General features: G+C 39.1%; 23 protein-coding genes. 1 reads left to right on the top strand and 22 read right to left on the bottom strand.

Annotation, left to right across the window (positions count from 1 at the left end):
* Positions 1–5 precede the first annotated feature (5 nt).
* From N7548_RS04830 to tgt, 22 genes are all read right to left on the bottom strand, one after another.
* Positions 6–1,739, bottom strand: a complete 1,734-nt coding sequence (locus N7548_RS04830) for an ABC transporter ATP-binding protein (RefSeq protein ID WP_263608328.1) — start codon at positions 1,737–1,739, stop codon at positions 6–8.
* 135 nt (positions 1,740–1,874) lie between these two features.
* Positions 1,875–2,558, bottom strand: a complete 684-nt coding sequence (locus N7548_RS04825; RefSeq protein ID WP_263608326.1) for a response regulator transcription factor — start codon at positions 2,556–2,558, stop codon at positions 1,875–1,877.
* A gap of 95 nt (positions 2,559–2,653) precedes the next feature.
* Positions 2,654–5,770, bottom strand: coding sequence for a response regulator (locus tag N7548_RS04820; RefSeq protein WP_263608324.1), 3,117 nt, complete (start codon positions 5,768–5,770; stop codon positions 2,654–2,656).
* A gap of 104 nt (positions 5,771–5,874) precedes the next feature.
* Positions 5,875–6,711: a 1-acyl-sn-glycerol-3-phosphate acyltransferase gene (locus tag N7548_RS04815; RefSeq protein WP_263608322.1), complete on the bottom strand. Its 837-nt coding sequence runs from the start codon at positions 6,709–6,711 to the stop codon at positions 5,875–5,877.
* On the bottom strand, positions 6,708–7,181 hold the full coding sequence (locus tag N7548_RS04810; RefSeq protein ID WP_263608321.1) for a dihydrofolate reductase: 474 nt from the start codon (positions 7,179–7,181) through the stop codon (positions 6,708–6,710). The genes N7548_RS04815 and N7548_RS04810 overlap by 4 nt, the downstream gene beginning before the upstream one ends.
* Positions 7,178–8,044, bottom strand: coding sequence for a thymidylate synthase (locus N7548_RS04805; protein ID WP_263608320.1), 867 nt, complete (start codon positions 8,042–8,044; stop codon positions 7,178–7,180). Before N7548_RS04805 ends, N7548_RS04810 begins: the two co-directional genes overlap by 4 nt.
* Positions 8,044–9,420: a dipeptidase PepV gene (gene pepV, locus N7548_RS04800; RefSeq protein ID WP_263608319.1), complete on the bottom strand. Its 1,377-nt coding sequence runs from the start codon at positions 9,418–9,420 to the stop codon at positions 8,044–8,046. Before pepV ends, N7548_RS04805 begins: the two co-directional genes overlap by 1 nt.
* Before the next feature lie 75 nt (positions 9,421–9,495).
* Positions 9,496–9,852, bottom strand: a complete 357-nt coding sequence (locus tag N7548_RS04795; protein ID WP_263608318.1) for a single-stranded DNA-binding protein — start codon at positions 9,850–9,852, stop codon at positions 9,496–9,498.
* Positions 9,853–10,004: 152 nt separating this feature from the next.
* Positions 10,005–11,303, bottom strand: coding sequence for an EF-P 5-aminopentanol modification-associated protein YfmH (yfmH, locus tag N7548_RS04790; protein WP_263608317.1), 1,299 nt, complete (start codon positions 11,301–11,303; stop codon positions 10,005–10,007).
* Positions 11,304–11,305: 2 nt separating this feature from the next.
* Positions 11,306–12,517, bottom strand: a complete 1,212-nt coding sequence (yfmF, locus tag N7548_RS04785; RefSeq protein ID WP_263608316.1) for an EF-P 5-aminopentanol modification-associated protein YfmF — start codon at positions 12,515–12,517, stop codon at positions 11,306–11,308.
* A complete protein-coding gene (deoD, locus tag N7548_RS04780; RefSeq protein WP_373425177.1) occupies positions 12,514–13,230 on the bottom strand; it encodes a purine-nucleoside phosphorylase in 717 nt (238 codons plus the stop codon). The genes yfmF and deoD overlap by 4 nt, the downstream gene beginning before the upstream one ends.
* Positions 13,211–13,891 carry a deoxyribose-phosphate aldolase gene (gene deoC, locus N7548_RS04775; protein WP_263608313.1) on the bottom strand — a complete coding sequence of 227 codons (681 nt, stop codon included), beginning with the start codon at positions 13,889–13,891 and terminating at the stop codon, positions 13,211–13,213. Before deoC ends, deoD begins: the two co-directional genes overlap by 20 nt.
* Before the next feature lies 1 nt (position 13,892).
* Positions 13,893–14,129 carry a YgjV family protein gene (locus tag N7548_RS04770; protein WP_263608312.1) on the bottom strand — a complete coding sequence of 79 codons (237 nt, stop codon included), beginning with the start codon at positions 14,127–14,129 and terminating at the stop codon, positions 13,893–13,895.
* A 47-nt stretch (positions 14,130–14,176) separates the two neighbouring features.
* Entirely contained in the window at positions 14,177–15,043 is an 867-nt protein-coding gene (locus tag N7548_RS04765; protein WP_263608311.1) for a hypothetical protein, read from the bottom strand.
* A gap of 12 nt (positions 15,044–15,055) precedes the next feature.
* A complete protein-coding gene (surE, locus tag N7548_RS04760) occupies positions 15,056–15,826 on the bottom strand; it encodes a 5'/3'-nucleotidase SurE (RefSeq protein WP_263608310.1) in 771 nt (256 codons plus the stop codon).
* 1 nt (position 15,827) lies between these two features.
* Positions 15,828–18,521, bottom strand: a complete 2,694-nt coding sequence (gene ileS, locus N7548_RS04755) for an isoleucine--tRNA ligase (RefSeq protein ID WP_263608309.1) — start codon at positions 18,519–18,521, stop codon at positions 15,828–15,830.
* 220 nt (positions 18,522–18,741) lie between these two features.
* Positions 18,742–19,449 carry a YlmH/Sll1252 family protein gene (locus N7548_RS04750; protein WP_263608308.1) on the bottom strand — a complete coding sequence of 236 codons (708 nt, stop codon included), beginning with the start codon at positions 19,447–19,449 and terminating at the stop codon, positions 18,742–18,744.
* Positions 19,433–19,780 (bottom strand): cell division protein SepF, encoded by a 348-nt coding sequence (sepF, locus tag N7548_RS04745; protein ID WP_263608307.1) that lies wholly within the window; start codon positions 19,778–19,780, stop codon positions 19,433–19,435. The genes N7548_RS04750 and sepF overlap by 17 nt, the downstream gene beginning before the upstream one ends.
* An 8-nt stretch (positions 19,781–19,788) precedes the next feature.
* Complete coding sequence (locus N7548_RS04740; protein WP_263608306.1) at positions 19,789–20,412, bottom strand: YggS family pyridoxal phosphate-dependent enzyme; 624 nt, start codon at positions 20,410–20,412, stop codon at positions 19,789–19,791.
* Positions 20,405–21,508, bottom strand: coding sequence for a redox-regulated ATPase YchF (ychF, locus tag N7548_RS04735; protein WP_263608524.1), 1,104 nt, complete (start codon positions 21,506–21,508; stop codon positions 20,405–20,407). The genes N7548_RS04740 and ychF overlap by 8 nt, the downstream gene beginning before the upstream one ends.
* 41 nt (positions 21,509–21,549) lie before the next feature.
* Positions 21,550–22,677, bottom strand: coding sequence for a cell division protein FtsZ (ftsZ, locus tag N7548_RS04730; RefSeq protein ID WP_263608305.1), 1,128 nt, complete (start codon positions 22,675–22,677; stop codon positions 21,550–21,552).
* 94 nt (positions 22,678–22,771) lie between these two features.
* Positions 22,772–23,887, bottom strand: coding sequence for a tRNA guanosine(34) transglycosylase Tgt (tgt, locus tag N7548_RS04725; RefSeq protein ID WP_373425176.1), 1,116 nt, complete (start codon positions 23,885–23,887; stop codon positions 22,772–22,774).
* A 104-nt stretch (positions 23,888–23,991) separates the two neighbouring features.
* Here tgt and N7548_RS04720 point away from each other — a divergent pair, with 104 nt between their 5' ends.
* Entirely contained in the window at positions 23,992–24,477 is a 486-nt protein-coding gene (locus N7548_RS04720) for a QueT transporter family protein (RefSeq protein WP_263608303.1), read from the top strand.
* Positions 24,478–24,496: the final 19 nt, after the last annotated feature.

Here is a 24,496-nt window from a genome sequence, read left to right as displayed (position 1 = left end):
TGTGGTTACCTCATGGTCATTTGTTCGATGAATTGGGTTTTATACCAACCCTCTTGTCGAATCAATTCATGGTGTGTACCACGTTGTGTGATTTGTCCGGATTCTAACACCAAAATAACATCGGCGTCGTGAATCGCTGAAAACCGGTGGGCGACAATGATATTGGTTTTACCTTTGCGGAACTCTTTCAAGTGATTGATGATATTATCTTCTGTTTTCGCATCCACTGCGGAGAGTGAATCATCCAAGATCAAAATCTCGGGGTCTTTGATCAATGCTCTCGCAATCGACAAGCGTTGTTTTTGACCACCCGACAAGCTCACACCAGACTCCCCAACCATCGTATGCAAACCATCATGCAGAAACATCAAGTCTTTTTCGAAATCGGCCAGTTTGACGGCTTTATCCAACATTTGGGAGGTTGCGTTTGGCTTACCAATCAGAATGTTTTCATCGACGCTGCGTCTAAATAAGATATGAGATTGAGGTACATAACCGACCAGATTACGAATATCTTCGATTTTATAAGCCTCAATCGATTTACCATCAATCAAAATCGAACCGCCAGATACATTAAATTCACGTAATAATTGGCGGATTAGTGTCGACTTCCCAGCACCAGTTGGTCCAACAATACCAATGGTTTGGCCCTTTTTAATATTGATATCGATATTTTTAATGACTGGATGTTTATCAAATGGGTATTTGAACGTCACGTTTTTGAATTGAATTTCATTGAATTCAATGATGTTTAAGGAGTCACTTTCATCGTGCACTTCAGGACTTTGTTTCATGATTTCTTCAAAGCGATCAATCGAAATGTGGGCATTGTTAATTTGGGTAAAAATGCCCGATATCGATGTAATTGGACCATACAATTGACCTATATAGGCGACAAATGTAATCAATCCGCCTAAGGTTATTTCTTGTTGGATGATGTAAAATGTCCCAAAACTGAACGCTAAAATGTAGGCGATACCATAGATAACTTCAAACATGGGTGTAAACCAGTTTTCGTATTTTACAATATATCGCCAAGACTCAATATCTTTATGAATGGCTTCATTTTGACGTTTTAAGTCATTCTCTTCTTGAACATAGGCACGGATGGTTTTTTGTCCTTCCACGCTTTCGAGTACTTTTTCAGTCATATCTGCATAGATTTCACGGTGGATTTTAATGTATTTACGTTTTTTGCTTCTGACAATGTTTAAAATCGTGATACCAATCGGCATAATGGTGATGGATATGAGGGTCAATTTCCAACTGATGGTTGTTCCCATCACGAGGATTGCGAATAGGATTAACCCCACGTTAAAAATAATGCCTTCCAATAAAGAAGTGGCCGCTTGTGTGATGGCGTCTAAATCACTGGTAACTCTTGAAATCAAATCCCCTTTTTCATACATTTCGTAGAATTTAGAGTCCATATTGAACAAGTGTTTCAAGTATTTCTGACGGAGTTGGTACGCTAATTTTTGAGCTTCCTTAGTCACCATATAGTTATAGACGAAAGACATGCCATATCTGGTCACTGGAATGAGTAATAATAAGCCCGCTAGAAAATACAAACGATCTTTTGTTAATCTCGATGAGACAATGACGTCAATCGCTTCACCAAGCACTTTTGCAGGTGCTAGAGCGATGATTGAGATGCCCACCAATAAGATGAACATGATGGTATATTGTTTCCATTCAGCTTGGATAAACCAGCTTAAGTGTTTAATGATTTTTTTCATAATAAATGTATCCTCTGACCATAGTCACTATGATTATACGCTTTATCCAAGTAAATTTAAAGCCTAATACCATGAAAATTTTTCACTAAAGATGATAAAAAAAACCATTCAAAGATGAATGGTTATGGTGTGAATTTATGCCTTAAATTGATAACCAATACCCCATACTGTGGTAATGATTTCAGGGTTGGTTGAATCCTTTTCGATTTTGTTTCGAATGCGTTTCATATGAACATTAATGACATTTTCATCGTCATAATATGGTTCATTCCAAACCGCTTCATACAGCATTTTCTTGGTGATAATTTTATTTGGATTATTGAAGAATAATTCCAGGATTCGAGCTTCTTTCTTGGTGAGTGGGATTTCTAAACCATGGTTATAAAACATATAGTTATATAAGTGGAATTCCAAATCACCAATGGTTTTCACTTGTTTATGATCGTGGTGGGTCATGCGATAGCGACGTATGGCTGCATGGATTCTCGCCACAAACTCAATCATTGAAAATGGTTTTGCTAAATAATCATCGGCACCAATCGTGAGCATTTCTGCTTTATCGGTATCGGCGTTCTTGGCTGATATGACTAAAATAGGGGTGTTGGCGGTCTTACGAATCGCTTCAATGATATCCTTGCCTTCAATGTCAGGTAAAATCAAATCCAATACAACCAAATCGATATTGGATTTTTCAAAATGGAACATTGCTTGAGCCCCATCAAAAGCAGATAACACTTGAAAATTTTCTTTCTTCAATGCTTCTAATAAAATCTTATGAACCGTTTTGTTGTCTTCAACCAATAAAATTTGACCGTTCATACAATCCCTCCTAATTCTTACTTTTAATCATATCACAATTACAGAAATGTGTCATAAAAGCTACCTAAATGTAACATATTTGTAATAAATGAGGGCTAATTGCGATAATAATCGTGTTCAATCATTTCATCATACACTTGTTTCAATTCGATTATTAGCGTTTTGACTGCCGCTTCTACCATATCATAAGAACCTTGACGAACCAATCTCATGACTTCTTGACAACTAAGGGCAGATTTTTCTGCAAAAATATAATTGGTCGATCCTTTTAAGTAATGGGCTGACTTTTCAATGGCATCATAATCTTTCATTTCTAGTGCATCTTCTAGTTTCTTAACTTGTTCATGATAGTCTTCAGTGAATGTTTTCAAGATTTCGTAGATGAGAGATGCATCGCTATCATAGGCTTTAAATAAGGCTTCTCTATTTAAATTTTGTAATAAAGGTTCCTCAGTTGCTTTTTGAAGTGTTTCATCCATCACTGTTTTAATCATCTCTAGTAAGTTTTCTGGTTTGAATGGTTTGGTGATTGAACGATTCATCCCCGATAATAATGCTTTCTCGTTGGCGGATTCTGTTGCGTTGGCCGTTACAGCAATGATGGGCATTTTTTGGTATTTGGAGCCTAAAGCCCGGATTTTTTTCGCGGTTTCATAGCCATCCATTTCTGGCATTTGAATGTCCATTAATATGATATCGATGCGTGTCAATTGAACGCGTTCAATGGCTTCTAGACCTGATGATGCCAGAATGACTTCTAAACCCGATTTGGATAAAATGATTTGCATCGCTTGACGGTTGACTTTATTGTCATCCACGACCAAAACTTTCTTATGCTTGAAAAACGCTGTTTGATGTGGATTGGACACAGATTTTTGTTTTTCTGAGTTGGTGAGTAACTGATGCACACGTTCACGTGTGGTTGGCATGGATAACACGTAGTCCAGCGATTTTTCTTGGAGTTCTTTCGGTGCGTGTGTGACCGCTTCACGGCTACACAAGACGACTTTAGAATCAGGTGTCCCATAAATACTACGGTAGTAATCCACGTGCTGACGATCGATATCATCCATGTTGCGCTGTATCATCAAAAAATCATATCGCTCTGCTGTTTCAATAGAATTCGATTGGATATCGACCACGTCAGACAATGTTTGAAAGAACTTTTGAGCCAATAAAGCGTGTTCGGCTTTGGCTTCGATGATCAATAAGCGTTTATCTTTAAGACCTGTCAATCGTTTATAGGGGTTATTCACACCAATCGAAAAGGTCATTGTGAAGCTGAATTTCGACCCGTGTCCCAATTCGGATTCAATCATGAGCTGGCTATTAAATAAGCCTAAGAGCCGTTTCACGATGGGTAGCCCAAGTCCAGTGCCTGGGTATTTTTTAGTAATGGATGAATCAATCTGAAAAAATGGATCAGTAACTTTGGATAGCAATTTTCTAGGGATACCGATGCCTGAGTCAATGACATCAAATTGAATAGACATCGATTGCGTTGTATCTGATACTTTTCGAATTCGCACCGTAACCTTACCTTGGTCGGTATATTTGATGGCATTCGAAATGAGGTTTAATACAATTTGTCTAAAACGAGTTCGATCGGTGATGATTTCATCAACAATACTATAATCATAATCAAATTCGATAGTTAAGCCCTTTTCAATGGCCACATATTCTTGCATCTTAATGATTTGATAAAGTTCATTTTCTAAGTCAAATGAACTCATTTCGAGTTCGAGTTTGCCTGCTTCAATCTTCGACAAGTCCAAAATGTTATTGACGATTCGAGATAAACTTTCAATCGAAGACTTCGCGATGTCAAGATAATCGGTTTGTTCAGGGGTCAGTTCAGTGTTCTTTAATAGGTATAATGCGTTTGAAATACCAGAGAGTGGGGTACGAATTTCATGACTCATGTTTGCCAAAAATTCGCCCTTCGCTTCTGAGGCTTTCAAAGCGTTTTGTTTTTCTTGGATGAGGAGTTGTTGTTGAGCTTGTTTGACTTTAAGGTTGACGATGAGTTCAGCCAGTACCTTTAATAGTTTTTGTTCATCATCGGTCCATTTGGCATAATCTTTTACAGCATCAAATCCAACAAAACCATACAGGTGATTCTCATCATAAAGCGGAATGGTTAACAGGGATTTGATGTCCTGCATCGACAATACTTTATAGAGTTCAGAATCATGGTTCATCGCTTCGATATCAGGAATATAGACACTATCATGCAATTTGTGTTTTTCCATCCAAAAGGCATCAATCATCTCGATGGGTTGGTTTTGTAAGAAGTCAATCATCGGTTCAATATCATCATTACAATACTCATGGGTGTTATTGGTAATGCCTTTTTCGAAATCATAATCAAATACATAAACCCGGTCTGCTTGGATGTGTTTTCCGACCATCCCAAGGCCTTTGGATATCGCTTCATTCGATTGTTCGACAGGCACATTGATGAATACCGACGCAATTTGAATCAAAATATCTTGGAAATCATAACTGCGTTTGAGTTCCTTTTCAATCCGTTTAATGTCCGTGATATTTTTATTGATGGTTAAAATACCTTCGATTTGTCCCTCATCATAAACCGGTACCCGCGTACTTTCAACCGTAAGATACCCATTTTCAGATAAAATTTCAATGATGGACGTGTGAGGTGCTTTTTTCTCATAGACATAATTATCCATATCAGTGATTCGATCGACTTCATATGGAGGGTAGACTTCACTGACATGTTTGTGAATCAGCGTATCCAAATGAGGCCATCTATCATTGGCTTTTTTATTCGCATAACGATAGATTTGATTGCGATCTTTATACGCAATCAAGTCTGGTGAATGATCCAAAACCAGCGATAAAAACTGGATATATTGACGATAACTGATGGCTTTCCAAGCGGTTTCAATCAATATGCATTCGATTTCAGTGAATGCTAAAGGTGTATCGGTTAGCATATAACTTTGATCTGCAATCGGTATGATCGATAGCCCATTCACCTGTGTTAACCCAGATTTTATGGCCAGATCGATGGCAGTCTTATGAACTGAATCATCTGGATACAAAAATGGTTTTCCATAACGTATACCATAGAAAAAGAGTGTTTCACAATTCAAAAAATCCTTCAATAATTTGGTAAATTGTTGGGGATCTACTTTGTTCTCGATGACTTTTTTGATGAGTTGGATTAAAGCGTTAGTGTCATGCATAAACCTCACCTACTTACTTGTATTTTACCAAACATGTGCGATACATTTATATGTTTTCTTACTTTTCACTTTAGATGTAATATTCATGTAAGAAAAAACAGGTGCTAGTTTCGAGCACCTGTGGTCTTTTGTCCTTGTTTAAGGGGTGTTTTTTCTTTAATCGTATTGTTCACCAATTTCATGACATGGTCAGCTAAATCGGTGGTACTCATCTGTTCATAGGTTTCCTTATGAATCGGTTCATGAATGATCACTTTGATCTTGGTCATGCGCCAAGGCGCTCTATATTTCACATCGGTGGTACCAATCAATGTGATGGGAACAATTGGTGCTTCAGCTTTGGTCGCTAATTTATACGCACCGGCACGCATCGCAACCATTTGTTCATCGTTGCGGTCTTTAATGCCACCTTCAGGGAAAATGGCCATGATCATGCCTTGTTTGATCTGTTCAATGCCCTTTAGTATCGATTTTGCAGCTTCACGATTATTTTCACGATCGATTTGGATGCACCCAAACCATGGCATGTAATTTCGGATGACAGGGAGTTTGTAAATCCCTTTCTTCGCAGCCATGCCCGCTGGACGGTCAATCAACTGGTATAAAATGAATGGGTCTGCATAAGATTTATGGTTTGCATACATCACAAAACTGCCATCGGTAGGTAATAAATGCTTACCTTCTACAGTGATTTGAAGTCTTAATGCGAAAATCGATATGAATTTCGCAATACTACGAATATAGTAATGCTTGAAGCGATTATTGACTTTGGTAAACTTCATATAAGGCATCATGAGAACCAAGAGCGTAACCATCGATAACCAAGCAATACCGTAACCGACAATCAACCAAATTGGGATGAGCCAAAGTTCTGAGGATGTTAACCCAAAAAAGAACCCGGCACTTAAGAACCATATGACAATAAATAATGTTGAAATCATGGTTTCACCTTTTCATATACACAGAAACGCAACTCATCTACTTTATCTTCTTGGATGAGTTTATATTGTGTCAAATCGAACGTTGGAAAATACACATCACCTTCATGTGATTTATCAATAAACGTGATGTAGAGTTGGTCCGCATAAGGCAAACTCAATCGGTAGATGGTCTTACCACCAATCACAAACAAATCATCTTTGTGGGTAGATAAAAAAGCATCGATGTTAGTAACTTTAATGGCATCTGGAAATTCACGATCGGTAACCGATGCGATATATAGTTGACCAAATGGGAGTGGTTTTTCTTTATAATAGGATTTCAAAGAATCATAGGTCATGTCGCCCATCAATACAGGTTGACCTTTGGTTTTTTCTTTGAAATAAGCCAAATCTTTTTTATAATGCCAAGGCAATTGATTCCCTTTACCAATGAGCCAGTTTTGGTCCATCGCCCATATCAATTTAATCATACAGCAACTGCCCCTTTGATGGCTGGATATGGGTTGTAATCCACCAATTCAAAGTCTTCAAATTTGAAGTCTGTGATGTTTTTAATATTGGGATTGATGATCATCTTTGGTAATGGTCGAGGGGTTCTTGTTAACTGTAATTCAATCTGTTCAAAGTGATTGGCATAAATATGCGCATCACCTATGGTATGAACGAATGTTTTTGGTTTCAAACCAGTCACTTGTGCTACCATCATTAAAAATAGACTGTATGAGGCAATATTGAATGGGATGCCTAAAAAAATATCCCCACTGCGTTGATACAATTGTAAGGATAATTCACCATTCGCTACATAGAATTGCATAAACGTATGACACGGTGGTAGAGCCATATGCGGGAGTTCTGCTGGATTCCACGCCGATAAAATGATTCGTCTCGAATCTGGGTTATGCTTGATTTGACGAATGACTTCCATCAGTTGGTCTACCCCATTAAAATTGCGCCATTGTGCACCATAAACAGGGCCAAGATTGCCGTGTTTTTTGGCGAACTCAGGATCATTTTTTATTTTTTGAACGAATTCATCCATGGTTTCTTGTTGATAATCGGATGATTTTTTGAAAGCCTCATAGGGCCATTCATTCCAAATACGAACGTCATGATCGACTAAGTATTTGATGTTGGTATCGCCAGCAATGAACCAGAGTAATTCATGAATGATGGCTCTTAAATACACTTTTTTAGTGGTTAATAATGGAAATCCTTCAAATAAATCGAAACGCATTTGATAACCAAATACGCTTTTTGTGCCAGTATTGGTTCGGTCAGCTTTATCGGTTCCCTGAGTCATCACATGACGACAAAGGTCTAAATATTGTTTCATTATTTCGCTAAACGGTAAAGCGCATCCGCATAGATCGCAATACTCATAAAGAAATCATCCATAATGATGTATTCGTCTTTTTGGTGGATGTAACTAGGTTTATTAGGGAAATGCGGACCGAATGCGACTGAATTTTTCATGGTTCGAGCGAATGTGCCACCACCAGTGGTTAGTGGTACTGCATCGACATCGTTAGAATATTTTTTATAGGTATCCATGAGGATTTGAATCATTTCAGATTTAGGATCCACATAGAGTAAGCGTTGGTGTTTACCAAGTTCAACCTTTAAACCAAGCGATTCAAAAGCAGTTTCAAAACGTTTGATGAAACGTTCTGGGTCAACCCCATTGGGATAACGTGGGTTTAATGTAATTTCGAATTGGTTTTGTTCAAGTTTAAATACACCTGCATTGACGGTGACTGGACCCATTTCTTTATCTAGGTAGTCAACCCCAATTTTAACCCCTTTGGTGTCATCCAATAAATAGGTGTTTATGGCGTCAATAAAAGCGTTATTGATGCTGACACTGTTAAAGAAATGAACCATGAGATAAGCGGCGTTTACACCTTCATCTGGGGTAGAACCATGGGCACTCTTGCCATCGACTTCAAGGATTAAACCTTCTTTCGATTCAGTCGCTTTACCAACCAAACCTTTTGATTTTAAGAATGCTTCAAATGATGCTTTTAGATTTAAATCGGAAACGACTGCCAAGGCATGGTCTGGCACCATGTTATCTCTTAAACCAGCATCAAAACGAACCAATGTCGATGGTTCAATTTTACCTTTAACCACAACTTTAAGAATACCCTTCTCACCATAGGTTAATGGGAATTCAGAGTCTGGAATAAAGCCAGCAACGGGTTGTTCTGGATAGTGTTTGAAATAATAGTTCACACAACGCCAAGCGGTTTCTTCATCGGTACCTAATATCAATTTGATGCGTTTAGATAGCGGTAAACCAAGATCTTTCAATATTTTCATGGCGTAATAAGCAGCTAACGTAGGGCCTTTGTCATCTTCGGTGCCACGACCATACATCTTACCATCAGCAATCACTGCACCATAAGGTGGGTATGACCATCCAGACCCTGCAGGCACAACGTCCAGGTGTCCAACCATACCGACATAAGCGTCTTGATTGCCGTATTCGATGTGGCCAGCATAATGGTCCGCATTTAGCGTATTGAATCCATCACGTTTACCTAAGTTTAACATGAATGTCAATGCTTCATCGATGCCTTCACCAAATGGGGCATGTTTACGGTTAGGATCAAATGTGGTTAATTCAGAATTAATTTGAATGAGCTCAGTGAGGTCTTTCAAAATGGCTTCTTTGCGTTTTGTCACTTCTTCAACAAAATTTATGTTCATAATATCAACTCCTTTTTTAATTATACCAACAAAACATTGTTTTAACAATCGATATAAAATGGAAAAAGACCCTTTTCAGGCGTCTTCTTCTGGACATGATGGACTTGATTTGAACGTACTAGATAAGTGAATGACGCGTTCACCCACAAGCTCGATCACTGAAATAACTTTACTATTGGCCAACTCGAGTTTTTTGGTTTGAAGCCTGCCGCGGATTGCAACCATAGACCCTTTCTTACAATAGTTTTCAATGATTTCAGCTGAACCTTGCCATAAACTACAACCGATGAAATCTGTTTCGTATAAGCCTTCCATATTTTTGAAAGCGCGCTGCACTGCAATTTGAATATCCGAAACTTTTTTGCCATCCTCGGTTGTTTTGACGACTGGATCGTGTGTCAGTCTGCCGATTAAAGTGACTTGATTGAGCATTGTTAACCTCCTTGTCCTTTATTATACGAATATTTTTTGCTTTACAAAATTGCAGTATTGAGCGTATTAAAGTTAACAATCGCTCTTTTTGATATAAAAAAAGGAAATTCGTTGTGAATTTCCTAATTATTTTACGGATGGCTTTTATTTTATCAAACAGAGGCTTTTTGAGCTTTCGCTGGCATGACCACAAAACTTGAAATACGTTTCGGCTGAATGTCTTTTGCAATCGCTTGAATGTCTTTCAATGTGATGGATTCAATGATTTCAGGGACTTCAAACATCGATACCCCATTGGCCAAATAGTTGGTGAATCCCATTGAAATGGACTCTAAACTATTGAGACTCATCACAAATGAACCCAAGGTGCTCTTTTTGTGTCTTTCAAATACAACTGGGTCATGTTTTTGACGCTTGAGTGCTAAAATCATTTGAGTCAATCGAGATTTTAACAAGGTTGGGTCCACGGTATCGCCAAAGAATGCCATGGTAAATGCATTTTCTTCCTCAATGCTGGTGTATTCAAACGACTCATTGATCAATCTAGATTGTAAGAGTTGTTGATAGTTCTTGGTTGAGTTGGAAAAATACATATCCATTAAGATGGCGAGTGCGATGTCTTTCTTTAGCGCTTCTTTGCCACTAGATGGTGTCAATTTTACACCCAAGCCCAGTTTAGGCATCACCACAGGCATTTCGATTTCCGCGTGACTGGTTCTGATGGCTTTAGGTTCTTTAGGCATGAATCGTTGGATTGGGTCTTGTTTGGAATAACCTTTTTTAGATTGGTTATCTTCAATCAGTTGAACCATCGCTTCAGGGTCAAAATTACCGACCAAAACCACTTCCATATTGGATGGGTGATAGAACGTCTCATAGGCATCATACAACTTTTTCGCTGTGATTTTATGAATCGATTCTACTGTACCACCAATTTCAACATGAATCGGGTGTTTTTGGTATAGATTTTGTAAGAGACCATAGAACAAACGTTGGTTTGGATAATCGGCATACATACGCAATTCTTCGGCGATAATGCCTTGTTCTTTTTTGACAGATTTTACTGTGAAATATGGTGTTTGAACAAAATCCAATAGATAAGTGAGTGCAGATTCGATGTTTTTAGTACCTGAAAACAAATAGCTTGTACGATCGAAATTGGTATACGCATTGGCGTTTACACCAAATTTGGATAGTGTTTCGAAGGCATCTGTTTTATCAGGCATAGAAAACATTTTATGTTCTAAGAAGTGTGCAATCCCTTCCGGTTGATTGACTTTCTTACCTGTTTTTGGTGAAATAAAACTTTGATCAAATGACCCATAATGTGTGGTGAATGTCGCGAACACTTTATGAAAGTCATTCTTCGGAATCATGTATACTTGTAATCCATTGGCTAATGTATGTTGATAAACAGTCTCATTGAGATGAGCATAATAGACTTTTTCCATGATTATCGCTCCACATCTAGTAGATAAACCGTGTCTTTCAACAACAATTTACCCACTTCTAACAAATCATCTGGGGTGACTTGTTCAATTTTTTCAATTCGTTCAGCCAAGGTTGGGGTTTTACCCAATAACATTTGTATATACATGAGGTTTTGTCTTGCGCCTTGTGAATCTTCAGATTCTTTCAAATCATTGATTAAGGCTTGTTTTGATAAGGCCAATTCTTTTTCACTGATGCGTTCAGTACACATACGTTTGACTTCTTCATCAATGACTTTTTTGGCTAAATCTAAACGCTTCGCATCGACACCTGAATAGATGAACATGATGCCTTTATAAGCGTCATAAACCGATGAAACATAATAACATAAAGAGTGTTTTTCTCTCACATTTAAGAACAATCTCGAATGTACATAGCCACCCAATGCTGCATTAAATAACACAGCAGCGACGTGTTTAGGATCCCCTTGTCTGATTGGTAAACGATACCCAATATTCAACTTGGTTTGGCTAATCTTATCGTGTTCAACGATTTCTGTCACAGTATTCACAGCTTTGGTTTCATAATCTAAGAAATCCATCGCTGAGAATGATGCATTTGGGAAAACACGTTGTGTCAAGGCTACATTTTCTGGGGTGACATCTCCAGAAAGAATGATTTGTAGTTCATCCTTTTGGATAAAGTCTTTATACATCTTTTTAAATTGCTTAAAAGTCAATGCTTCTAATTGTGCCTTTGTTCCGGACACACGTGCACCATAGAGTTCGTTCGCACACATTTCTTCGAATAAGCGGGTCAATGCGAAGCGTGTCTTATCATTTTCTTTCGCAACCACTTCTTCAATCAATAAACTCTTTTCCAGTTCAAAGTCTTTTTCATTGAATGTGTTATGACCATAGATGTACTCTTTTAAGAAGTTTAAACCTTCTTCAAATAAAGAGGCATCTAAGGCTAAGGTTGGGTTAACCAATTTAAGTTGAACATGAATGATGCTCAAAATACCCGTTTTATTGGTGTTCGATGTTAAACTTGCGCCATAAAGACTTTCTAGTTTCTCATTGAATTGTTGACGATTTTTATATAGGTTTGTTTTCGTTCTTAAAACACTTGGTAATAAAGTTCTGAAAGCAAACTCATCCACTTTAGCGACTCTTTTGAATTTTAATGTGATTAATACAGTCTTAAACTTTTTGGTTTGATCAATTAAAATCATGATTTGATGGCCACTTCTAATGCGATTTCCATCATACGAGTGAAGGATTTTTGTCTTTCGTCAGCAGTCGTCGCTTCGTGAGTAACCAAGGAATCTGAAACGGTCAATAAGCAGGTTGCTTTCTTGTTGAGGGCTTTAGCATTCGCAAACAATGCGAAGGATTCCATTTCAACGGCGATGCAGCCTTGTTCATTGAAACGGGCTTCATGTACTGAGCCTTTGAGGTTGTAGAACACGTCTGAAGAGTGGATTCGACCAACGTGTAAAGGGATATTTAACTTTTCAGCTGCTTTGATGGCACGATTGTTTAAAACGCGATTGGCTTTCAATATTTTGGAGCCTGTTAATCCCATCGTTTTAGCAAATGAGGATTCACTATACGCTTCATTGACTAAAATAACGTCGTATAGATTTAAATCTTTCGTGTATGCGCCGCAGGAACCCACGCGAATGATGTTTTCAACACCATAGAAGTTATACAGTTCAAACGAGTAAATACCAATCGATGGCATACCCATACCTGAACCAAATACAGTCACAGGTTTGCCTTTATATTTTCCAGTGTAACCATACATGTTTCTGACAGCGTTGATTTGGACAACATCGGTTAAGAATGTTTCAGCAATCATCTTCGCTCTGAGTGGGTCACCCGGCATCAATACGGTTTTCGCAATTAAATTTTTATCGGTAAGACTAATATGAGGTGTTGGAATCATTTGATTTTTCTCCTTGTTCATGTGTGACAATTTTAATCCCTGATGATGCCCCAATACGGGTTGCACCAGCGTTGATCATTTGGATGGCATCTTCGTAGCTTCTCACGCCACCAGAAGCTTTAACACCATAGTTAGGTCCAACCGTTTTACGCATCAATGCGATGTCATGCACGGTTGCCCCACCGGTTGAAAAGCCAGTGGATGTCTTCACGAAGTCTGCCTTGGCTTGAACAGACAATTCACAGCCTTTGATTTTTTCTTCATCGGTTAAAAGACAAGTTTCTAAAATCACTTTAACCAATTTACCTGAAGCGGCTTTAACCACCCCTTGAATGTCTTTTAATACGGCATCATATTTGCGGTCTTTCAAGTTGCCGACAGAAATGACCATATCGATTTCATCGGCCCCATCTAAGACAGCTTGTTGGGTTTCAAATGCTTTTGCTTCGGTGGTATGAGCACCTGAAGGGAAACCGACCACGGTACATACTAGGACGTTGGTATCCTTTAAAAGGGATTTAGCCAACTTAACATAATTTGGATTGACACACACACTCATGAAGTCATACGTTTTCGCTTCTTCACATAGTTTAACGATGTCAGCTTCCACCACACTCGGTCCTAATTTGGTGTGGTCGATGAATTTATTCAATAACATACTAAACCTCCGTCTCGCCTTTGCGACTTAATTTTACAATGTGTACCAACGTTAACCCTACATTGAGTAAAGTTACCGATAGAGAACCAATCATGACACCATAAACAATGAAAATCACACTACCTATGATGTTGATTAAACGAATATTACGCTCGCCTTTCATCAAAAATGAGATTAAAACGAGTGCTCCTGCTGTAACGCCGAATATTTCGACGATGGTTGGATCAATATTAAACAAGCTATACTACCTCCTTCAGTTGTATTTAAAAGGGTCACAATTGACCCTTAAATGTCGATGACTTGGTCCAATTCAATGTGTACCAATGACGCATTGATTGGGGTGAATTTAGATTTTTTAATGATTTTCATCACTTTTTTTAAATGCTTGGGTTCAACCACTTTGGTATTTTGAAGGAATCCAGGTACCCCAGTGGTCATCTTATCGATTTTAGCCATGATTTCATGGAATGGGATGATTTTTTGTTCAAGGCCAGTTCTAAAATAGACATAATCGATGTGCGGTGGGAATAATGTCACGGTGTTATCGCGCCATTCAATGGAAAAATGTACTTTTTGATCTTCATCCAATACCACAAAGTAATTTGGTACATAAATGTCTAATTCCTTGTAATAGCGGTGCAAGTCGTATTGTTCATCCACGTATTTTAAACAATCGTTGAGTTTTTGATCATTGAAAGAGTAATAGTTTTTCAATTGATAGCCATATTTCTCTTTATAAGCTTTACGAACAATGTCGAATACTTTTTCAACCACTTCCATCTTAAAGTGGAGTACATCTTCGAACATATCGTGATAGATCGAGAAATTGAACTCTTTACACAAACGTTCAACGATGTTAAAGACTTTTTTAGCACCATAAAAAGGCGTCATTAAAGGCATTTCTAGCCTAAAATTAACGTCTAAATATTGGGGGTCTAATTTGTATATGTCCGTTACGGTTGATTTTCGTGAAATAACGAAATCGGCCTTTGTTTTTAAAATGGGGTGGCGATATTCCATACGAACTTCAGATGAAGTTTCTGATACTTCACCGAGTGTGGCTTCTTGAACATCGTCAAAAAATGACAAAATGCGTTCATAATCAAAAGCTCGACTTTTTTCCTTAAAAAAATGAAGCACAAACACGTTCATATAAACACATCCTTACTCAATTATATTATCATAAATTGAGGTGACATTCAATTGCTTTTGGTTTTCTAAGATTTGAAGTAAATCGTTGTGGGTTCTATTTTCGAATAGGGGTGTGATGGAAACATAGCCTGTTCTAAACGCGGTAACATCGCTATTTTCATCTTCAGTGGTATCCAGTAGTTCGTACACGGTTTCATAAGCATTATCACCCACACGATTGAATTTCGCCGCGTGGTGGTGTCTGCCTTGGGTGGTCCATTTCACGCCAATAAACATGTCATACTTCGAACTCGGATAGTTGATATTTAAAATATATTCTTTGCCTAAAGCGTTGTTCTCTAACAAATACTTCACCAATTTATAAATCGATTTTTCAGCCATATGCAAGCTTTTCTTTGGACCAGAAACGGCGATTGCAGGAATCCCCAAAATGAGTGCTTCTGTCGCAGCCGCAACCGTACCTGAATAAAGCACATCTGATCCGACATTTAAACCACTATTGACGCCACTCACACACAAATCAAAGGTCACACCCAAAACACCGACTGCAATTCTCGTACAATCGGCGGGTTTGCCTAAAACAGATAGGGCTTTTTTAGCACCATATAAGTTACCATAATCTTTAACAATTAAGGGTTCATTGATGGTAATCCCATGGCCTTGGCCGCTTTGATGGGTTTCTGGAGCAACCACATATATGTCCCCTAGTGGTGCGAGTGTTTTCGCCAAGACTTCAATCCCAGGTTCCAATATACCATCATCATTTACGATCAGTATATTCATCTTATTCACCTTTTAAAACCGCTTCACAACGTGGACAAACGTGGGATTCATTGACTTTAGGTACAATGTTCCAGCAACGTTCACATTTGTGACCTTCTGCAACCTCAGTAACAACACTGAGGACATCGGATTCGACGAGCGTCACTTCAGATACCATCCAGACTTGAGTAAGTGATACGTGTAGCATCTCAAGCGATGCTTTCATGGCTTTCGGCAATGACACCACAGCCTTGGCTTCCAATGATTTTCCAATCACTTTGTTTTTGCGCATATCTTCGAGTTGTTTGAGCAGTTCATCTCTAACCACCATGAAATCTTCGAATGCGTTGTCTAAGTGACGATCCGGATAGCTCACCACGTCTGGCATACTTTCTAGATACACATCATCGAGATGTTCGAATGGGAGTGCCCAATACGCTTCGGAGGTGGTGTGAGGTAAAATTGGGTTCAATAGTTTTAATAATGACATCAATTGTTCGTATAAAACCGTTTGAACGCTACGACGTAACAAGCCTTTTTGTGCTTCTACGTATAAAATGTCTTTGGTGTAATCCAAATAGAATGCGGATAAATCATTGATCATATAATTGTTAACTTGGCGGTATACCACATCGAATTTATACCCATCAAAAGCATCATAAACGCTTTGTTTTAAATCTTCTAATTTATGCAACATGACTTTGTCGAGTGAACCCAATTGTGCATAAGGCACTCGGTCAGTTGCTGGGTTAAAGTCAAATAGATTGGATAACAAGAACTTAAATGTATTTCGAATCTTACGATAGGATTCGGATACTTGTTTCATCAATTGATCGCCAATGCGCACGTCTGAAGAATATTCCACTGAGGATACCCATAATCTCAAGATATCAGCACCCATTTCAGAGGTGATTTTCAATGGATCCGTCGTGTTACCTAAAGACTTACTCATCGCACGACCATCTTTATCGAGTACGAAACCGTGCGAAACAACCGCTTTATATGGCGCTTTTCCGTATAATGCGACCCCGGTGATGAGGGAGGAGTTAAACCAACCACGGTACTGGTCAGACCCTTCTAAATATAAATCAGCTGGGTATGACAAACCACGTCTTTGTAAAAGTTTATGGGATGAACCTGAGTCAAACCAAACATCCATGATGTCGGTTTCTTTTCTGAAAATGCCGTTTGGTGAACCAGGGTGTTGATAGCCTTCAGGCAACAAATCAACCGCGTCCTTGTCTAACCAAGCATTGGTACCTTCTTGTTCAACGATGTTCGCGACATGATTGATCACCGCTTGATCGAGAATCGCTTCGCCGTTTTCAGCGTAAAATACCGGGATTGGTACACCCCATGCACGTTGACGTGAAATACACCAGTCATTGCGGTCTTTGATCATGTTATGGATACGTAATTCACCCCATTTTTGAACCCAATTGGTGTGTTTGATTTCATCGAGTAAAGGTTGTTTTAATAAATCAATCGATGCGAACCATTGTGGGGTTGCTCTAAAAATGATTGGCTTTTTGGTACGCCAGTCATGTGGATAGCTGTGTTTGAAATATGAAACGTGTAATAAATTGCCCAATTGTTGTAGTTTTTCAATGATGACAGGGTTCCCTTTTTCATAATAGAGCCCTGCAAATTCGCCTGCTTCTTGGGTAAATACACCTTTATCATCGACAGGTACGAGGATGTCTAAATTGTATTTTTTACCCACATTATAGTCATCTTCACCATGGCCTGGCGCAGTATGAACCAAACCAGTACCATCGGTATCGGTGACATGTTCACCTAAAATCACTGGGCAAACACGTTGATTGAGAGGGTGAACATATTGAACGAATTCTAAGTCTGTACCTGGGAAGGTTTCTTCGATGGTGTAATTTTCCCATTTCAATACCGCTGAAACCTTTTCAACCAAGGATTTCACTACAATATAACGTTGTCCTTCCACTAAAACAACCACATACGTGAGGGTTGGGTTCGCAGAAATGGCTAAGTTAGCTGGTAAAGTCCAAGGGGTTGTGGTCCAAATGATGAGTTTTTGATCTTTTCTTTGTTCAGAAACCACATCAAATGCGACATAAATCGATGGGCTGGTAACATCTTCATATTCGATTTCTGCTTCTGCGAGCGCAGATTCAGAACTAGGTGACCAATAAACAGGTTTTAACCCTTTATAGATGAGGCCTTTTTCTGCCATCACACCGAACACACGTAGTTGATCGGCTTCAAATGCAGGGTTCAATGTGATGTATGGGTTATCCCATTCACCCAAGATGCCCAAACGTTTAAATTGAACCTTTTGCATCTTGACTTGTTCTAATGCATAGTCATGACACAATTTTCTAAAGTCGGAGACAGTCATCTCTTTACGATTGACACCTTTTTTGGTCAGTGCTTGTTCAATTGGCAGACCGTGTGTGTCCCAACCTGGGATATAAGGCGCATAAAAACCCTTCATGGTTTTATATCTGATCACGAAGTCTTTGAGGATTTTGTTGAGTGAATGTCCAATGTGGATGGCCCCATTGGCATACGGTGGCCCATCGTGTAATACGAATGGGGTGTTGTTTTCATTCTGTTTTAAAACGCGATTGTATAAGTCCATTGCTTCCCATTTTGCTTGGAAATCAACTTCTCTTACCCCTAAATTGCCGCGCATTTCAAAACTGGTTTGTGGTAATAATAAAGTGTCTTTTAATTCCATGGTTATTCCTCCTAAAAAATAAAAAACGTCCCTAGATTATATCTAAGGACGACATTGTCGCGGTACCACCTTAGTTCTAGTAAAAAAAACTTACTAGCCCTCTTACACGTTAACGCCGTGTTTACAGTTGCTATGCTGGTGATAATATAGATTGATTTGCTTAGGCTTGCACCAATCCCTAAGTCGCTTTTGACCATCCACTTCTATACCGTGTCCATTGTTATCGCAACAATTCACATTTGATTCTAATTTTCTGACTTTTGGATGTCCCAATGTCGTCAGTTAAGATGATTCTTCCAAATCCTCTGACTGATATTATATCATAAGGTTTCACTAAAATTGTATACTTTTGTATTGGAAAATAGTTGATTTTCACTTTTTCTTGGTCGATTAGACCTTTGACATCTTCTCTTTGGATATTAAAGGCTTTCGCAACCAACGCATCCACGCGCAAGCTGTCTAAAAACAGTGTGATGGATTCGCTTCTTTCCTTAAATTCAGACGGGAAAGCATCGATGGGTTCAAAATAAATGAAATCCTGTTTGATTTGATGTAAATCTTTAAATACTTGTATGAGTTCAGATAAGACCTCAATGTAAATATGGGTTTCACTGATATAAATATCACCAAAGGTATCTCGTTCAATCCCTAGATGCATCAAAGCCCCTAGCACATCTCTGTGAGTCAATTGTTCATCCCGATAGGAACTACAAAGTAAAGTCGTTTTAAAGTTTGGTTCTAACACTGCATCAGAGACAATCACACGTGCATATTCAGCCGTTGGATTAGACTCATAAATATGAAAACCTTTAAATATCGATTTGACTAAATCCCGTTCTGGCGGGTTTAAAAAACGATATAAAAGGTCTTGATGGAACGTATCTCTTTGGTTTTTTAGACGACGTAAAAAATCAGTCTTTGTATTCATCGATGAATTGTTTCAACGTGCCGTCTTTGAATTCTTGTTGACGGGCAAACATAAATACTTTCTTATTGATTTGGATGATTTCGCCTTCAATCGCGAAGACAACCCCAGAAAGGAAAGCCATAATTTTGTTGGCAGGGTCTGGTTGTAGTTCTTCAAAATTGAGTACCAATGGGTTACCATCCATCAACTCGGTTGCTAAAGAGGTGATGTAAGCATCTTCATCGGTGGATAAAGATTCAAAGATCACACGGTCAAACGCAGTGGATAAGGTTTCCCCTTGATAGTTTGGCAAGACACTTTCGGATTTTTTGGATTTACTAAAAATAGCCATAGTTTACCTCACAAAACGAATTTCCGACCGATGCGTACGAAGTTTGTACCCATCGACAGGGCTAATTCATAGTCATTGGTCATGCCCATGGACAAATATTGAACACCATAGTGCGTTTTTAATGCGTGTAGTGTTTCAAATACGTGTTGGGTCGCGGATAGATCTTCATCGACACCCATAGCCATGAAACCGACTATCTTTATTTTATCATAATTTTCGAGTTCTTTTAAGAAATCATCCAATACATCGATAAAGACACCATTTTTATTCATGTCTTTCGCAACATTGACTTCGATGAAGCAATTTAGGGGTGTTTCTCGATACTTTTGTATTTCTTTTGCGAGCTTTATCGAATCCAAGCTATGTAAATAATCGATTTCATGGATGAGTTTTTTGACTTTATTGGTTTGTAGGTGACCAATAAAGTGCCAACAAATAGCCAAATCTGACAATTGTTGTTTCTTTTCTAATAGTACTTGCGCATGGTTTTCGCCAAAATGACGAATACCAGCGTGATAAATCTCTTTCATCTCGAGCGCAGTGACGTATTTAGATGCACAGATGACTTGAACTTCGGGATACATAGATACCGAAGATAAAATCTGTTCTGTATTTAGGGTCAATTTAGACATTGAATTTAAATAACATGACGTCGCCGTCTTTGACCAAGTAGTCTTTACCTTCTTGGCGTACACGTCCAGCCTCTTTGGCAGCTAGATAAGACCCATGTTTGATTAAATCGTCGTAAGCAACGGTTTCTGCTCGAATGAAACCACGTTCAAAATCACTATGAATGATGCCCGCGCATTGTGGGGCAGTCATGCCTTTTCTAAATGTCCAAGCTCTCGCTTCCATCGGTCCAGCTGTAAAATAGGTTTCAAGTCCTAAACGGTGGTAGGTGGTGCGAATTAATTGGTCTAGACCGGCTTCATGAAGACCCAATTCAGCCATGAACATTTCTTTTTCTTCATCATCGAGTTGTGCCAATTCAGATTCGATTTGGGCTGAAATATACACCACATCGGCGGATTCTTGTTGACCTTTTTCAACCAAACGTTGATAGACTGGGTTGGATTCAATGGTTCTGATTTCAGATTCCGATACGTTAGCGATATAAATCATGGCCTTAGCGGATAAGAAATTATAGCTCTTGATGATGGCTTTTTCGTTATCACTCAAATCCATCAAGCGAATTGGTACGTTGTCTTCAAGACTTTGTTTGATTTTACTCAACACTTCGAACTCTTCTTTTTCTTCTGGATTGCCAGCGGTTTTCGCTTTCTTTTCAATCTTTGGAATGCGCTTCATCACGGTATCGTAGTCAGCGATATTGAGTTCTAATTGAATGATATCGATGTCTCTTAAAGGATCGACCGAACCTTCAACATGGATGATGTTGTCGTCTTTAAACAATCTCACCACTTGGCAGATGGTATCCACATCACGAATGTGGCTTAAAAATTGGTTCCCAAGACCTTCGCCTTTAGAAGCCCCTTTCACCAAGCCAGCGATATCGATGAACTCCACTGTGGTTGGTACAATACGACCGGATTTGTACATGGTCGCAAGCACGTCGAGTCGTTGATCCTTAAGTGTTACAACACCGACGTTAGGGTCAATGGTTGCGAACGGATAATTGGCTGCGAGTGCAGCACTCTTGGTGATTGCGTTAAATAATGTGGACTTACCAACGTTTGGTAATCCGACGATGCCTGCTCTTAACATAATAATACTCCTTCATCAAAAAAGGCGCCATGGCCCCTTTTTCGTTATTTTTTACTCTGTAGCCATGATGGCAATTTATTGGTTTTCTTTTCTTCTTTTGGTGCTTCTACCATCTGTGATTGTTTTTCAAATCCGGATGGGGTCAATTTTACTTGATCATTGGTGGTCTTTTTAAAGATTTGAGTCGCAAAATCATCAATGGTGGATTCTTTCGCTTTGAGTTCATAACCAGTCGCAATGACGGTGACGATCATTTCATCTTTCAAGTCTTCGTTGAGTGCTGTACCATAAATGACATTGAGTTCGAAATCTGTCGCGTTTCTGATTTCATCTAAAGCCTGCGATATTTCAAATAAAGTGACGTTGGTACCCGTAGTAATATTGACGATTGCATCGGTAGCACCATCGATCGATACTTCGAGCAATTTCGAATGAATCGCTTTACGTGCAGCTTCAATAGCTCTGTTTTCACCAGCAGCAATCCCAATACCCATGAGGGCTGTCCCTTTATTTTCCATCACAGTGCGTACATCGGCGAAGTCAACGTTGATTAAGCCAGGTACAGCGATGATTTCTGCAATCCCCTGAACCCCTTGTCTTAATACGTTGTCTGCTTCTCTAAACGCATCCAACATTTGGGTGTTTGGTTCAATGATGGAAAGGAGTCGTTCATTCGGAATGACGATGAGCGTATCCACGAATTGTTTGAGTTCTTCTAAACCAGCAATCGCTGCTTGGGTTCTTGCAGGACCTTCGAATGCGAAAGGTTTGGTAACAATCCCAATCGTTAAGCATCCCATTTCTTTCGCGAGTCTCGCAATGATTGGTGCGGCACCTGTGCCAGTGCCACCACCCATACCGGCAGTGATAAACACCATATCAGCATCGCTTAATACGGCTCTTATTTCATCTTCAGATTCCAGTGCAGCACGCTTACCAACTTCTGGTTTCGCACCGGCACCTAACCCGCGTGTTAAATGTTTTCCAATTTGTAGTCGTTTCTCTGCACGAGACACTCTTAATACTTGGGCATCGGTATTAACAGCTACGAATTCTACACCTTTTACATCGTTTTCAATCATGCGATTGACGGCGTTACCGCCACCGCCTCCAACACCAATGACCTTGATGACCGGCTTTTGGTTGAAGTTGTCGTTTTCGCCAAATACCATACTATCCCTCCTAAAAAATTGTTGTAAACAACTTATCTTAATTTTACACTAATTGGCTTATAATTAAAAGATATATAAGCGATTTTAGCACAACTCATTTTAAATAGCCATATCGCGTAAAAAATTCTTTTTTAAAATCGAGTAAGCGGTCTTCTAAAATCGCTTGACGAATTTCTTTCATCAACTGTTTTAAAAACGCTAGGTTCTGATACGTCATGATACGCATCCCCAAGATTTCTTCTGCCTTGAATAAGTGGCGAATGTAACTTTTAGAATACTTTGAAAATGGGGTCTGTAAATTAGGATCTAACGAGGTCATATCCCATTCAAATTGCTTGTTGCGAATTTGGATTTTGCCTGTGGTTGTGAATGCTGTGCCATGTCTGGCATTTCTCGTCGGTAGTACACAGTCAAACATATCTACCCCGCGAATAACCCCTTCAACGAGGTCATCTGGCGAACCCACACCCATCAAATAGCGGGGTTTGTCTTTAGGCATAACTGGATTTAATAAATCCAAAATCCGATACATTTCAGACTTGGATTCACCCACAGATAATCCACCGATGGAGTAGCCAGGAAAATCCATTTCAATCAATTTTTTCGCGCTTTCAAGACGTAGATCATCATACAACCCACCTTGGACAATACCAAACAAAGCTTGGTCTGTGGTGAGCGCTTTTTTACCGCGTTCAGCCCATCTGAGGGTGCGTGCCAATGAATCCCTTGTGTATTCGTAAGAAGCGTCATGCGGTGGGCATTCATCAAAACTCATGATGATGTCTGCACCTAATTTTTCTTGGATTTCAATGGCTTTTTCAGGGGATAAGAATAGCGATTCACCACTCTTGTGATGTTTAAAGTACACGCCTTCTTCTTTGATCTTTCTCATATCCGTGAGGGAAAACACTTGAAAGCCACCACTATCGGTTAACAAAGCGCCATCCCAGTGCATAAAGCCACGGATGCCACCATGGGCTTTGACGATGTCTTCGCCCGGTTGAAGCCATAGGTGATACGTATTCCCTAAAATCAACCCATCAGAGACCTCTTTAATCTCTTCAGGGGTTAGGGTTTTAACGGTAGCAAGCGTGCCTACAGGCATAAAAATGGGCGTTTCAAACGTCCCATGGGGTGTATGCAACAAGCCATATCTTGCACCAGATTGTTTACATGTATGTAATAGTTCAAATCTAATTGCCATATATATTCCTCTTTCCATTGAAATTATACCACAGAAGTGTTATATTTGTTATTGGCTTCTGCCCGCAGTACTAGTTACCTGCGAAAACAAAACAAGGAGAATAACTAAATATGTTTCATTTTACCCTAAAAGATTGGATTCGCCAATCTTTGATTGCGGCACTATATGTGGTTTTGGTGCTTCTATTTCTACCCATCAGCTTCGGTGAAATTCAATTTCGTGTCGCTGAACTATTATTGATCGTTGTCTTTTTTGACAAGAAAGCTGTATTAGGCTTAACAGTCGGCACATTCGTTGCCAACCTCTATAGTCCTGGTCCTCAATTACCGTTCGATTTAACCTTAGGCGTTCTCGCAACCTGCCTCAGTGTCGTCTCCATGGTATGGATCAAAAACAAATATATCGCATTGCTTATGCCAACCCTATTTAACGGCATCATCGTTGGTTACATCCTACATATCGTTTGGGGATTACCACTTTTATTAACGATGTTGTATGTGGCAATTGGTGAGTTTGGTGTGACTTATGTGGTTGGATTACCTGTGTATAAAATCCTTAATAAACACACAGGATTTAAATCACTATTTGAAGAATAAAGGCGCAAATTTGCGCCTT

The sequence above is a fragment of the Paracholeplasma manati genome (genome assembly GCF_025742995.1).
Lineage (GTDB): Bacteria > Bacillota_I > Bacilli_A > Acholeplasmatales > UBA5453 > Paracholeplasma > Paracholeplasma manati.
This window is presented reverse-complemented; position numbering and strand designations above follow the sequence as displayed.